Genomic DNA, 13,833 nt, shown 5'->3' with positions numbered 1-13,833 from the left:
AATATTTTGATATAGGTGCTCAGGTGTGCACTTAGCCTACTTGATTGCGCTGCTAAGGGCTAACCGGTGCCATACTGGATAAAGATCCAAACAGCGGACATTTGCGTTAAACCCTCGAGGGTATTTGCCCTGCCATCGGGGTTGACTTTGAAAAAGGACATTATGTTGAAAAGCCACATCCTACTTTGCCTCTTCGTTGCACTGCTCTCGGCCTGCGGTGGCGGCGGTGGCGGCTCTACGCCCAGTAATCAGCTGCCCAATGCGGAATTTCGCATTACCACATCGAACTTTACTGTGCCGGCCACCGTGGCATTTAACGCCCAGGCCTCTAGCGATAGCGATGGCAGCATCGTCAATTATGCCTGGACCTTTGGCGACGGCGGCTCGACCACTGGCGCGGTGGTGTCGCACCAGTATCTCGAGACCGGCAGCTTCACGGTCGAGCTCGAGGTAACCGATGACGATGGCGGTACTGACCGCTATAGCCTCCAGGTAGAGATAGTGGCCAATAGCCCGGCGGTGCCAGTGATGCTGGTGACCGCGCCGCATTTCGTGGTGCCAGCCACGGTGCATTTCGACGCCAGTGACTCCACCGATGCCGATGGCAGTATCGCGTCCTACCACTGGAATTTTGACGACGGCAGCATTGGCCAGGGCCCGGTGGTTTCCCACATATTTGACACGGCCGGTGTGTACGATGTGGTTTTGACCCTGACCGATAATCGCGGCGCATTATCGACTGCTAGCCGAACGCTAACGGTGGTAACCCGCGATCAGGCTGGCACCGCTTCGATTAGCGGTATTATTTCAGCGCCGGCCGAAACCGCGGTGGACTCAGACACCAACGACCCCTTTAACCCTTACCAACCCAACAACGACTTTGCCACCGCGCAAGCTATCGCCAACCCGGTCACCGTAGGAGGTTTTGTTACTGATCTCTCGGGTACCGGCAATGCCGATAACGGCGATCGGTTTGAGACAATTCCAGACGAAACCGATATTTACGCCGTGTCGCTATTACAGGGGCAGAAGATTCTCTTGGAAATCAGCGATTGGGCGGCTGACGTGGATTTGGATCTGTACCTCTACGACAGCGCCGGCGCCGAAGTGGCCTATTCCATTGGCGAGTCGGATGTGGAATTGGTGACGGTGGCGGCGTCCGGAGACTATTTTGTTCAAGTGTTTGCTTACAGTGGCTTTTCCAATTACCAGCTCAGCATCGGTGTGGCGGCCAGCCAAGTGCCCGCCCACGCCGGTAACCGGAGTTCAGAGGCGCCAATAATTGCCGGTGAATTGTTGGTGGAATACAAGGATGCTGTGGTGCTCGGCGAGGCGGGCATTCAGCGCCGGGCCGAGCGCTTGGGCATGCAAGTGGCGCGGGCCTTACCTGGCCGCGCGGCGCTGAATCGCTTCGATCTAAGCCGCCAAACTTTGAGTGCCATGAACGCCGCTATCGCGCAGCGCATGAGCTCCGAGCAAAGTGAGCGCTTCCAAACATTAATGAAATTGAAGGCCCTATCGAAAGATAAAAGCGTTCAGCGGGCCCAGCCGAACTACCGCTACACCGCCCAAGCTATACCCAATGACCCAGACTACATCAAGCAGTGGCACTACCCGTTAATTAACCTGCCCCAAGCCTGGGACTCCTCTATCGGTACCGGCGCTATTGTGGCGGTGTTGGATACCGGGGTGTATTTGGCGCACGAGGATTTAACCGCTAATTTAATGGCCGGTTACGACTTCATCAGCGAAACCAGCAATGCGCTGGACGGCAATGGCATAGACGCCAACCCGGATGATCCGGGCGATGGTGGTCTGTCGGGCAGTAGCTCCTGGCACGGCACCCATGTGGCCGGCACTATCGCGGCGGTGACCAATAATGGCAAGGGCCTGGCGGGCGTGGCCTATGGCGCCAAAATTATGCCTTTGCGCGTCTTGGGTGCCACCGGTGGCAGTTCCTACGACATTCAACAGGCGCTGTATTATGCCGCCGGCTTACCTAATGACTCAGGCACGGTGCCGACTCAGCGCGCCCATATCGCCAACTTGAGCTTAGGCTGCCAGTACTGTTTCTCCTCGGCCGAGGCGGCGGTGTACCAACAGGTGCGCGATGCTGGCTTGATAGTGGTAGCAGCGTCCGGCAATGAAAACAGCGGTGAACCCGGCTACCCGGCTTCCTATGCCAGCGTCATATCGGTGGCGGCCACGGATCGCTTTGATAATCGTGCGCCCTATTCCAATTTTGGCCAGTATGTCGCGGTATCGGCGCCTGGCGGTGCGCAACAATCTGGCCCAGTGAACGGCGTGCTGAGCACCTTGGTGGATCAGGATCAATCGTCTGGCTCGCGCCGCTCGGCTTATGCCTATTACCAGGGCACATCCATGGCCACGCCCCATGTGGCCGGTGTGGCGGCATTGATGGTGTCTTTGCGCCCAAGCCTGACCCCCACCGAGTTCGAGCAAGCCATTAGCTCGGGTTCCATTGTTAAAGATATTGGCGACGCCGGCCGGGACGATAGCTTCGGCTATGGCCGTATCGATGCCTTAAAAGCCGTGCAGTATGCGCTCTTACTGGAAGGCGATGCGCTGCCGGCGGCGTTGGTGGTGTCGCCCTCGGCAGTAAACTTTAGTGCCATTGAAAACGTCGAAACGGTCGAGCTAGATCGCATCGGTGTGGGCACTCTGCGCGTGGTGTCGGCCACCAGTTCCGCTGCTTGGTTGACCGTGAGTGCCGGTGCTGTGGATGGCGACGGCTTGGGTGATTACCTGCTCAGCGCCAATCGCGCCGGTCTCGATAACGGCACCTATCAAGCAGTTGTTACCTTCACTGCCGACAATGCCGTATCGGTGAGCCTAAACGTGAGCATGGTGGTGGGTACCAATACTTCTGTGTTGGGGGCCGGGCATATTTATGTGTTGTTGTTAGATGAAAGTTTTGCCTTTTTCGACCAAGTGAATTTATTCCCCGATGCCAACGGCGACTACGCCTATAGCTTTGATCATTTACCGGGCACGGTGGCCGAGCCAGTGAAATTCTACTTGGTAGCCGGCACCGATAACGACAATGATTTTGAATTATGCGACGCCGGTGAAGTGTGCGGCGCCTACCCAACCCTGGGTGTGTTAACGCCGCTGAATGTCACCGGCGTGACCACCCAGGTGAATTTTTTGGTGTTGATGGATGGCTCCATATCGAGCAATGCCAGCGCAACCGTCGCGGAGGGCGAACCAGAGGCAGCAGCTAATCGACCCCTATTGCGCCGGCGTTGATCTGAATCAGCACCGCCTTGTCGGTAAATTGGTTTACTGTGATTTGACGTGGAGGTGCGTGCTTGTTGCGCAGGTCTTACCTGTTTTCTGCCTTCATTTTTAGCGACTAGGTGAGTGAGTTTATGCAGCCATTACCACACCATTACCATGTGCAGGCGCAAGCCAGTACCGATACTTTGGTTCAACTTAACTCGGGTGAGTTAGAAACCTTATCAAGCGCGCCGCCGGTGCAATTTGGTGGCGACGGCAAGCACTGGTCGCCAGAGGAATTTTTATTGGCGGCTGTGGCCGATTGTTATATTTTATCGTTTAAAGCGGTGTCAACCGGTTCGAATTTTCGCTGGCAAGATTTAACTTGTGCGGTGGAGGGTATATTAGAAAGAGAGGGCAAGGTCACGCGCTTTACCCGTTATATTTTAACCGTTGCGTTAACTTGTAGGGGCGAGGTTGATCGAGACAAGGCACAGAAATTATTGACCAAGGCGGAGAATGTTTGCTTGATTAGCAACTCGTTGAATGGCTCATTTGAATTACACACCGAAATTATTGAGCAGGCTTAGTGGTGTAGAAAAGAGCAAGGGTTAGCGGTCGGCGTGTTTAAGATTGGTTGATAGCAAGCCGCAAGCCGCAAGCAACAAGCCGCAAGCAACAAGCGGTTAGCAAAATCAGTGGCGCGGCTGCTAATGGGTGGCAAGGTTACTGAGGCAAGGGGCTTGCCTTCTGTGCGAAATTAATTACCGGTGTCGTCATCCATTTATGTCGATGGCTTGGATAGTGCGCATGCCAGTAACAATATTCACAGTAGAAAAAAGAAACCCCGCATTGGGCGGGGCTTTTGGGGTGAGAGTGATTAGGGGAAGCTTAATGCTTTTCGGTAGCCTAGTTTCCAGTTGACACCGTCGTTGGACGACCAGACCTCGTTGCTATTGGAACTGTCATCCCCGCCAATGACCCATAACCGATTGTTGAAAACGCTCACCTGATGGTCGTATCGCGCAGAGAAGTCGGCGCTGGCGGTTTGTTGGGTCCAAGTGATGCCATCGCTAGAAGACCAGGCGTCGTTTGTTCTACCGGAATCCTCAAATCCGCCAATGAGCCATAACTGGTTATTGAAAGCGCTCACCTGATGACTGCTTCGCGCAGAGAAATCGGCGCTGGCGGTTTGTTGCGTCCAGGTGATGCCATCGCTAGAAGACCAGACGTCGTTTTTACGGGAACCGTCATACCCGCCAATGACCCATAATTGATTATTGAAAACGCTCACCTTATGACGGCGTCGTGCAGAGAACTCGGCGTTGGCAGTTTGTTGCGTCCAGTTGATGCCATCGCTGGAGGACCAGACGTCGTTTTTGGTACCGGATTCGTCATCTCCCCCAATGAGCCACAACTGGTTATTGAAAACGGTCACCTGATGTTGGTATCGCGCGGAGAAATCGGCCCTGGCGGTTTGTTGGGCCCAGGTGATGCCGTCGCTAGAGGACCAGACGTCGTTTTTACGGGAACCGTCATACCCGCCAATGAGCCATAACTGGTTATTGAAAACGCTCACCTGATGTTGGTATCGCGCAGAGAAATCGGCGTTGGCAGTTTGTTGGGTCCAGGTGATGCCATCGCTAGAAGACCAGACGTCGTTTTTAAAGGAATCGTCATATCCCCCAATGAGCCACAACTGGTTATTGAAAACGCTCACCTGATGGCTGTATCGCGCAGAGAAAGTGGCGTTGGTGGTGTGTTCGGCCCAAGTGATGCCATCGCTAGAAGACCAGACGTCGTTCGTAGGGTCAAAGAGCTGGTCACTCCCGCCAGTGACCCATAACTGGTTATTGAAAACGCTCACCTTATGACGGCGTCGTGCAGAGAACTCGGCCTTAGTGGTTTGTTGGGTCCACGTAATGCCATCGTTAGAGGACCAGACGTCGTTTTTAGCGGTGCCTAAAACACCTTCAAACCCGCCAATAACCCATAGCTGGTTATTGAAAACGCTCACCTGATGATTGGTTCTCGCAGAGAACTCGGCGCTGGCGGTTTGTAGCGTCCAGGTGATGCCATCGCTAGAGGACCAGACGTCGTTTTTTACGCCATCGGTCTGGCTCTCTCCGCCAATGACCCATAACCGGTTATTGAAAACGTTCACCTGATGACTTTGTCGCGCAGAGAACTCGGCGTTGGCGGTTTGTTGGGTCCAGGTGATGCCGTCGCTAGAGGACCAGACGTCGTTTTTACGGGAACCGTCACTCCCGCCAATGACCCACAACTGGTTATTGAAAACGGTCACCTGATGTTGGTATCGCGCAGAGAAATCGGCGCTGGCGGTTTGTTGGGCCCAGGTGATGCCGTCGCTAGAGGACCAGACGTCGTTTTTACGGGAACCGTCATACCCGCCAATGAGCCATAACTGGTTATTGAAAACGCTTACCTGATGAGCGTATCGCGCAGAGAACTCGGCGTTGGCGGTTTGTTGGGTCCAGGTAATACCGTCGCTAGAGGACCAGACGTCGTTTTTACCGGAACCGCCATCCCCGCCAATGACCCATAACTGGTTATTGAAAGTCACTGTCTGATGCGAATCGCGTTCCGCCCATTTTTTGGCCGAGACCAATGTGTTAATTTGCGCGTTACCGTGTTTAAACGTGTAATAACCCACTTGCGCCAACAAAGCCGCACCGTCAGTGACTGGCGCACTGTTTAAAATATCTAACTGACCGCTAGCACAACTGTTGTAGTTAGCTAGGTCGCAATTGGCGTCTGAGCTGCGGTAAAACTCTATACTTTCGGTGCCGCTCGAAAAGCTCACATCGGTTTCCGTGGCGCCAATCCAGGCACTCATGACAAAGTTTTTGTCTACAACATCTACGCCGTAACTAGCGCTGGCTGCGTTGTAATTGGCATCAGCCGCTTTATTGGCAGTGATATAGGTTGTGCCCAAGCCCACGGCCGTGACTTGCCCGCTATCATCAACGGTTGCCACTGCCGTGTTATTACTGCTGTAGCTAATTGCGCCGCTACCCTCGCCGCCGCTGGCGATATTAACGGTTGTGTCATTTATAAATAATTTCGCCGCTTCGGTACTGGCAAAGGTAATGGTTTGTGATTTTAGCGCGGGTTTACTTGAGCCCCCACCGCCGCCGCAGGCGGTTAGGATGAAGATTAAAATGTAGGTTGCCACAATCCTTATGGTATTAAGCATATCTAGCTATTCCCTTATCTAGGTTGACGTTGAATAAAACCGGGCGTTAGGTTTTTGTTGGTTGGTCTATTGCCGTAAAGCCGGCCGCTTATTAAAACACACGTTTTCGCGACCTTCTGACTTACCTTAAATTCTGCCTATTTAGTGACCATAAAAAAACGATTTTCGACTTCAATCCGTAACTTTCGTACCAGTTTTGTTGGGTGCGGTGTTAGTCATGGGGGCGCTTAGTGTTTTTGGCCGAGTGCAAATGGGGTAGTTCGGTAGGGATGTTATTTAAGATGTTTTGACAGTTGACAGTTGACAGTTGACAGTTGACAGCAACAAGCAACAAGCAACAAGCAACAAGCAACAAGCAACAAGCAACAAGCAACAAGCAGTTCAGGGCGCTGCGATTGGCCTAGCAGTTAACGGAAACTGTGGCTGGATGAGGTGAAAAATCATACGACATAATTGCCACAGCTTCGCCTTGATACATCTCTCGGTTACGTAACGTCCAGCCGAGGGATTGGTAAAATTCTTCCTGCCCCGGGGTAAATAAATACACAGTTTCAAAACCCGTTTTAGCACAGTCAGCCATCAAGCGGCTGATCAACTTCTTACCCCAGCCTTGGCCGCGCAGTTTTTCGTCGATATACACACTCGCGAGCCAAGGCCCAAGCTCTGGGTGTGTGCTCATATCGTCGTAAATGACCGAAGCCGAACCAAATACTTGGTCGCCATCGCAAATAACCCAGGTGCGCGGCACCTTTAATCCTTCTAGCGATTGCCTGAGTTCGTCGGCAAACGTCTGTTGCCTATGATCTGGGTATAAAGCCGCCCATTGCCGGTAATGCCAAGTGGCTAGTTGATCTATGGCGTGCGGGCATTCAGTTAAATCGCGAATTTGCATGGCATTGGCGTTGAAAATTTTAGACGGTAAACGTTTAGGGAAAATGCCACTCTTCGAAGTGGCAATTGGCCGCGCATCTTAGTGATAAGCGGCGCGGCCGTCAAAGCGGTGTGCAATTATTTCTCGATGGTAAACCTGACACGCTCTTTTAAACCCTGCGTGGGCACCGGTTCGTTGTCGATCACTTGCGGGCGAAACTTCCAGCGCGCGACGGCGGCCAGTGCCGCGCGTTCGAATACGCCTTCGGGTTCCGCGTACATAACGGTGATATTTTCGGTGCCGCCGAAGGCCGTCACATCGTAGGCGATATCGACAAAACCCTCGGTACCGTTGCGCAAGGCGTTGCGTGGGTAGGTGGGGGCAATCATCACTTGTTTAACCAAGTTGCCGCCGCCTATGTTGATATTGAGCTTGTCTGTACTGGGGTTTATTTTTATTTTCGGCAGGGTATAGCCACCGTTACCGGTTTCAACCTCGTAGGGGTCATCAATAGATGTTGGTGGGGGTGTTTCGGGTTCTACTATTTTTTTCGGTTGATCGAAAATGATGTCGATATCTGGCACATCGTCCATTACAAAAGTCGGAATAGGTCGCCTTTCAACTTCTTCAGGTTCAACGGCCTCTTGTTCAATTAACAGGTGCATACCATAAACTAGCGACAGCGTTATTAGCGCGGCTAGTGGTAGTGAACCCAGTGTGCGAAATTCAGGGCGAACGAATGCTGCAGTGCTCATAAGACACTCTCCAAATTTTTAACGTTTAGTGTGTTGGCGACGCGGTTGCGTCAAGGGGTGGACAGTGATCAGGTGTCCGGTGGTTCATGCGTGAGTTGAAAGCGGTACTCCTCCGTCACCTTGGTGAGGGTGAAGGCTTGGCCTTGTAAGCGCGGCCGAGCAAATTGCGAAGCAGTTAAGGCATTAATGGCGGCGTTAGTCAGTAGTGTGTTAGGGCTGCTTAGGGCGAGAATATTTTCTGCCCGGCCATCGCTGTTAATACTGAATTCCAGCCGCACTAAACCTTCGATGCCGCGCTTGATCGCTGTGCGTGGGTAGGTGGGGGTGATTAACGCAATGGGCATGACGCTGTTGATGCCGGGGCTACCGATTTCGACAGTGCTGCTCAGGCGCAACGTTTCACCTTCGGCACTGTAGCGCTCGGCCAGCACAACCATATTTTCCGCCTGCGGTTTTGCCGGCGCTCGCGCCACGCTAGCGAAGTCATGTTTGTTAATAACGGCAGCGTTAAGTTGGTTTGCCAATGGATTGTCAGTCACGACTTTGTTGTTAGCTGTTTCCATGGCCTGCCAGGTTAAAACCAACGCCGAGCTTGGCTGCAGTGCGATTTTTGGCATCACCTGACCACTGCTAATGGCCAGGGCCAATAGCCCCGTTATTAAGAGTGCGAGGGCGAGACTTTGCGGCTCGCGCGCCTCGCGATCTAAGTGTGGGTCTAACAGCAGGCTGATGCGCTGAAATAAGGGCGAGCCGTTCAGCGCCTCGGTGGGTAGGTCTTGTTTCAGCGCCTGCGCACTTTGTAGTAGCAGCTCTGCATAATCGGCGGTGCGATGGTTGCGTTCTAGCACCCAGTCATCGGTAGCGCGTTCAGATAATTCCACCTGTTGTTTGGCTAGCCACCACACGGGTGGTAAAAACCAAAATAGGGCGCACACCAAACGGGTGGCTTGGCGAATAGGCCAATCGTTGCGCGCCACATGCCCTAGTTCGTGTAACAGCATGAGTTGCAGTTGCGCTTTGCTTGCGCCAGTGGCGGCTTGGGGTAATAGCAGGGTTGGATTTTTCCAGCCCCACACCTGCGGGTAGTGAATCTCTTGGCTAACTTTAACCGTCACGGGCTTGGCGCAACCGCTTAATTTTTTCAGTTTTTCTAATAGAGCCTTTTGCTCAAAATCTTTCGCGCTTTGTTCGATCTTTCGCAGCAGTGCCAAACCTAGAAGCAAGTAGAAAATCTGAAACAGTAGCGCGAATAGATAAACGGCTACTAGTGCTTGAACCCAGGGCAGGAGCACTATTTCTTGCCAGGGTTGGGTTAAAAGGTTGGCGCTTGAGCTATCGAAAAATTCCGTTTGCAAGGGTAGCGCGGGCAATAAAAAACTCATGCCAATAAGTAGCGGTAAACTCCATAAAATAACCGTGGCAAGCAAGTGTTGGTGGCTGGCTGAGCGCTGTTTATCTTGGCGAAATAAGGCGTAAGCCAAACCCATGAGTAGCAAGGGCTTAAGGGTTAAACTGATGAGCAGATTAATCGTCAGCATCACGGCTCCCGCTTAACTTATTTAGCGCGTTTATTGGCGCGCGCTTTGGCGATGGCTTGCTCCAGCGCGTCTAGCTCGGCATCGGTAAGCTCTTCGCCTTTCTCGCCTAGTAAAGCATTGGCCGCCTTGGCGATGGAGCCATCAAAAAACGTTTTCAACATGCGCGATAGCGCCGAGCTCTGTGCTTGCGCGCGGGCCTGAGCTGGCTTGTACAGATATTTGGCGCCGTCCTGTCGGTGCGTTACCAGCTCTTTTTCGATCATGCGCGCCAACAAGGCGCGCACCGAGGAATAGCTGGGTGGATCTGGCATCAGTTCCAGCACCTGCTGGGCACTGGCTTCTTCCGATTGGTAAAGGACGTCCAATATTTCCCGCTCGCGGCGGCTCACTTTTCCTGCATTCATGCTCAAACCCCTCATCTATGCTAAAAATTTAGCACCATGCTAAATTTTTAGCAATTAAATTGTGCGTTTTTTTAAGGTGAAAAAAAGCCCGGTCATTACCGGGCTTTGGGGGGCTTAGTTGTTGAGTGGAAAATGCGCCTGGTGTTGGTAGCGTTTTTGCCAGTTTATGCCGTCGCTGCTGCGCCAGATGCCGTATTGGGAAGATCCCATTGTATTCATATAGATCATGTTGTTCTTTACCGTAACGCTGGCCTGATTTAGCTCTCCCATAGGTAGATTGTCGGCTTCTAGGTACCAGTGAATACCATCGGCAGATGACCAGATATCTTTGGCCCAGGTTTTGGTGGCGGGTTTGTAACCACCTATCAGCCAAAGTCGATTCTGGAATTCAAATAGAGTTACATTTTTTCTGGGGCCAAACTCAGTGGTATCGGCCTCCTTCATCCAAGTTTCACCATCGATGCTGCTCCAAACATCGGTTTGCCATTTCGACATGGAATTCGTATAGCTACTAAAAAACATCAATTTTTCCTGGAAGGAAAAAGCAGTTTTGGAGTCACGAGTAAATAGCTCGTTATCGGTATGTTGTTGCCAATTTTCACCGTCTGCGGTGGACCAAAGATCATTGAGACGTAGACTGGAATTCTCAGAACTTGTTCCGCCCATCACCCAAATTCGGTCGTCGTGTTTAAATATTTGGTGATAGGAGTTTCTATTAGGCCAAGGCGGAGTCTGTACAAGCTTTTGCCAGCTTTTACCATCTAGGCTGTATTGGCTGCGGTTGGAATAAAGTTGCCTGCCGTCAATGAGCCAGAGGGTACCGTTCAGTGCTAGGGGGCTGGGCAGAATGAAGTCCGAACGCTTTTCTGGTGCGTTTTCCATTTGCCAAGTTAAGCCGTCTTCGCTCGATAGCATTTGGTTCCAGCTCGAACCGGCTGTTTGGGCAAGTAAATGTAACTTGTCGTTATAATTGAACAGCACGGCTGGCTTCTTGTTGCCAGGGCTTTGGTTGCTGATAAGCAGCCATTTGTCCTCTTCGTAGCGGTAGACTTCATCGTTGGCACGGTAGACTGAGCCGTCATTCCCCCCTGCGATGAGCAGTAGTTGATCATTAATCACCGCTAGTGCGCTATTTACAATTAATCCTGCTGGAATGGCCGCTTCTTGGCGCCAAGTTATGCCGTCAGCGCTACTCCAGGGCGTTGCGGTTTTATCGTCCAGCACCCAAATGCGGCCTTCAAATTCGGTAATGCTACCGTTGATCGATGGCCTAAAAGGTAGGCTGTTCGATTGCTCTATCCAATTCGCCCCGTCGTCAGAGGAGTAGGCTCTGAAATCATTGTAGGCTCTTTGGGTAAAGACCCACAGTTTATTGGAATAGGACACCGCCAGTGTCACCTCAGAGTTGAGCTCGAAGTCCCCAATCTTTTGCCATGCAATTCCATCTTCCGTTACCCAAACATCATTGGTAAATTGGAAACTGTCGTTGTATCCGCCTACTAAGTAGAGCTTGGCCCCGATGACCATTAAGTGAATAAACTTGCGTTTGCCAAACTCGGCTAACGCCACGTCTTGTGTCCATGTGCTTCCGTCTAGGCTGCTCCAAATGTCGCCGTAGGTGGAGTTGAATCTACCCCCGATAAACCAAAGCTTTCCCTTAAAGCTTGCGAGCCCACTATCGTATCGCCGGGAAGTTATCGAGCCACTGTTCTCAAGTGACCAGTCGATGCCGTCGTTAGAGCTCCAGGTATCAACGGGTGGTTCGCCGTAATAGCTTGATCCGCCTACCAACAGTAATCGCCCTTCGTGGGTGACAACCTTGTGTTTAACCAGCGCGCCCCAGCGCTGGGTATTAACGGGCAGCTGGGTGTAATAATTCCCAAAGCGAAATTGGTAAAAACCTTTGTTGTATAAGGTGAATGCCGTATCTGAAATTTCCGCATTACTTATTGTTTGATGCTGTCCTTGGGTGCAGGCATTGGCGGCGTCAAAGTCACAAACGGCATCTTGGCTGGCGACAAATTCGACGTTGTCAGAGCCCGCTTGGAAGGTGATGTCGGCACCGTCTTCACCAACCCAAGCGACAAAGCTGGTAGTGCGATTAACGGCCTCTATATCGTAGCTGTCACTGGCTTGATTGTATTTACGCCCGGCGGCTTTGGTGGCCGTTATCGTGGCAAGGCCTGGGCTTAATATCGTGACTTGGCCAGCGGCATCAACACTGGCGACCTCTTCATTGCTGCTGGTGTAACTAGTGTCACCTTCACCTGGTCCATCGGTAAGGCTTTTAGTGAAAACCGCTTCGGTAATTTCGCGCACCGGTTCGGTTAAACCGTATGCAATAGTTTGATCAATGAGCGAAGTGTGTACCGTGTATTGGGCGCTAGCGCCGGCGTACTTGCGATCCTGCGCCTTAGTGGCTGTAACTACCAAACTGCCCGCTTGGTTTAGGCTGATATTGCCTTCGGCATCGATGCTGGCTAAATCTGGGTTGGACAGGCTGTAACTTATCTCACCATCACCGGCGCCGCCGGAGGCAGGGTTTGCCACCGAGTCGTCGACAAACCGCTCGAAGGGGCCAGCTTGCGCGAAGGCGATACTTTGTTCAATTCGGCTGGTGTTCACCGTGTATTGGGCGCTGGCGCTGGTGTATTTTCGGTCTTGCGCCTTAGTGGCTGTAACTACCAAACTGCCCGCTTGGTTTAGGCTGACATTGCCTTCGGCATCGATGCTGGCTAAATCGGGGTTGGACAGGTTGTAACTAATCCCACCATCACCGGCGCCGCCGGAGGCTGGGTTTGCCACCGAGTCGTCGACGAACTTCGCTAAGGGGCCCGTTTGTGCGAAGGCGATGCTTTGTTCTATTCGGTTACTGGTGACTGTGTATTGCGCACTAGCCCCAGCATATTTCCAGTTGCCTGCCGCCGTGGCTGTAATGGTGGCCGTGCCAGCCGCCATTGCAGTGACTTGGCCTGTGGCGTCTACCGAGATGATGTTGTTATCGCTAGAGGCATAACTAACTGGCAGTTGTGCACCTGTGGCTGGGTTAGCTTGACTACCATCTACCAGCAGTTGCAGTGCGTTTTGACCGAAGCTCAGGGTTTGTGGGTTGAGCAGGCTTTGAACGGTATAGCTCGTACTCGCGGCGAGGTATTGTTCGTCTTCATTACGGCTGATATTAATGCTGGCTTCACCGGCATTAAGTAGCGTTACAGCACCTTGATCGTCAACGCTGGCAACGTCTGGGTTGCTGCTGCTGTAGCTATAGGCGCCACTGCCGGCCCCGTTGATTGGGTTAGTTAGGGTTGAGTCCACAAACGCCTGAATACTGTCGCCATTTGTGAGGCTAAGGGTTTGCTCGCGTTTACTCACAACAAACGGAATGCTCAAGGTGGCGGCGTTATAGCTGCTGTCTGCCGGAGCGGTGAGGGTGAGGGTGGTGCTGCCGGCGGCGAGTGCCGTGATGGTGCCACTGGCATCTATGTCGATAATACCGGCTTCGCTCAGGCTAAATTGAATATCGGCGCTGCTCGGCGCAGAGGCCGTAGTGGTACGCACGTCTCCTACGAATAGTTCGACCGTACCGCTTTCGGTGAAGCTGATGGTCTGGCTTTGTGGTGTCGGGGCGCTGCTTCCGCCACCGCCACCGCCACCGCAGGCAGTCATCGATAAGATGCTGATAAATAACAAGAAAGTATTAAGAAATCGGTTCTGCATATGCATATCCCTATGGCGGTTTTTGGGCCTGCGCGGCATTGAAAATCCGGCGCGACATCCAATGTCATATATCGGTGGGTTTTTAAAAGCT

General features: G+C 52.5%; 8 protein-coding genes. 2 read left to right on the top strand and 6 right to left on the bottom strand.

Going from position 1 to position 13,833, the window contains the following annotated elements; translation table 11 throughout:
- The first annotated feature begins 147 nt into the window (after window positions 1–147).
- The gene (locus QWY82_RS02560) at window positions 148–3,270 is read left to right on the top strand and encodes a S8 family serine peptidase (RefSeq protein ID WP_290259602.1); all 3,123 of its coding nucleotides are present in this window, start codon (window positions 148–150) and stop codon (window positions 3,268–3,270) included.
- A 122-nt stretch (window positions 3,271–3,392) separates the two neighbouring features.
- Window positions 3,393–3,830, top strand: coding sequence for an OsmC family protein (locus QWY82_RS02555; RefSeq protein ID WP_290259601.1), 438 nt, complete (start codon window positions 3,393–3,395; stop codon window positions 3,828–3,830).
- Between the two features lie 290 nt (window positions 3,831–4,120).
- On the opposite strand, the gene QWY82_RS02550 is transcribed toward QWY82_RS02555, so the two are convergent.
- The 6 genes from QWY82_RS02550 to QWY82_RS02525 all read right to left on the bottom strand — a co-directional run bounded on the left by QWY82_RS02550 (window position 4,121) and on the right by QWY82_RS02525 (window position 13,742).
- Window positions 4,121–6,457, bottom strand: coding sequence for a Kelch repeat-containing protein (locus QWY82_RS02550; RefSeq protein ID WP_290259599.1), 2,337 nt, complete (start codon window positions 6,455–6,457; stop codon window positions 4,121–4,123).
- A 400-nt stretch (window positions 6,458–6,857) separates the two neighbouring features.
- On the bottom strand, window positions 6,858–7,349 hold the full coding sequence (locus QWY82_RS02545; RefSeq protein WP_290259597.1) for a GNAT family N-acetyltransferase: 492 nt from the start codon (window positions 7,347–7,349) through the stop codon (window positions 6,858–6,860).
- 116 nt (window positions 7,350–7,465) lie between these two features.
- Window positions 7,466–8,083, bottom strand: coding sequence for an energy transducer TonB (locus QWY82_RS02540; RefSeq protein WP_290259595.1), 618 nt, complete (start codon window positions 8,081–8,083; stop codon window positions 7,466–7,468).
- A gap of 68 nt (window positions 8,084–8,151) precedes the next feature.
- The gene (locus tag QWY82_RS02535) at window positions 8,152–9,621 is read right to left on the bottom strand and encodes a TonB family protein (RefSeq protein WP_290259592.1); all 1,470 of its coding nucleotides are present in this window, start codon (window positions 9,619–9,621) and stop codon (window positions 8,152–8,154) included.
- Window positions 9,622–9,638: 17 nt separating this feature from the next.
- Complete coding sequence (locus QWY82_RS02530; RefSeq protein WP_290259589.1) at window positions 9,639–10,025, bottom strand: BlaI/MecI/CopY family transcriptional regulator; 387 nt, start codon at window positions 10,023–10,025, stop codon at window positions 9,639–9,641.
- 114 nt (window positions 10,026–10,139) lie between these two features.
- The gene (locus QWY82_RS02525) at window positions 10,140–13,742 is read right to left on the bottom strand and encodes an immunoglobulin-like domain-containing protein (RefSeq protein ID WP_290259588.1); all 3,603 of its coding nucleotides are present in this window, start codon (window positions 13,740–13,742) and stop codon (window positions 10,140–10,142) included.
- Between the last annotated feature and the right edge of the window lie 91 nt (window positions 13,743–13,833).

This window comes from Simiduia curdlanivorans, assembly GCF_030409605.1.
GTDB lineage: Bacteria > Pseudomonadota > Gammaproteobacteria > Pseudomonadales > Cellvibrionaceae > Simiduia > Simiduia curdlanivorans.
The sequence above is the reverse complement of the archived record's forward strand: the minus strand, read 5'-3'. Positions and strand labels throughout refer to the sequence as shown.

Excerpts from the sequence above, each read along its gene's own strand:
- QWY82_RS02530 (WP_290259589.1), bottom strand. The coding sequence starts at position 10,025 with ATGAATGCAGGAAAAGTGAGCCGCCGCGAGCGGGAAATATTGGACGTC.
- QWY82_RS02540 (WP_290259595.1), bottom strand. The coding sequence starts at position 8,083 with ATGAGCACTGCAGCATTCGTTCGCCCTGAATTTCGCACACTGGGTTCA.
- QWY82_RS02555 (WP_290259601.1), top strand. The coding sequence starts at position 3,393 with ATGCAGCCATTACCACACCATTACCATGTGCAGGCGCAAGCCAGTACC.
- QWY82_RS02550 (WP_290259599.1), bottom strand. The coding sequence starts at position 6,457 with ATGCTTAATACCATAAGGATTGTGGCAACCTACATTTTAATCTTCATC.
- QWY82_RS02525 (WP_290259588.1), bottom strand. The coding sequence starts at position 13,742 with ATGCAGAACCGATTTCTTAATACTTTCTTGTTATTTATCAGCATCTTA.
- QWY82_RS02545 (WP_290259597.1), bottom strand. The coding sequence starts at position 7,349 with ATGCAAATTCGCGATTTAACTGAATGCCCGCACGCCATAGATCAACTA.
- QWY82_RS02535 (WP_290259592.1), bottom strand. The coding sequence starts at position 9,621 with ATGCTGACGATTAATCTGCTCATCAGTTTAACCCTTAAGCCCTTGCTA.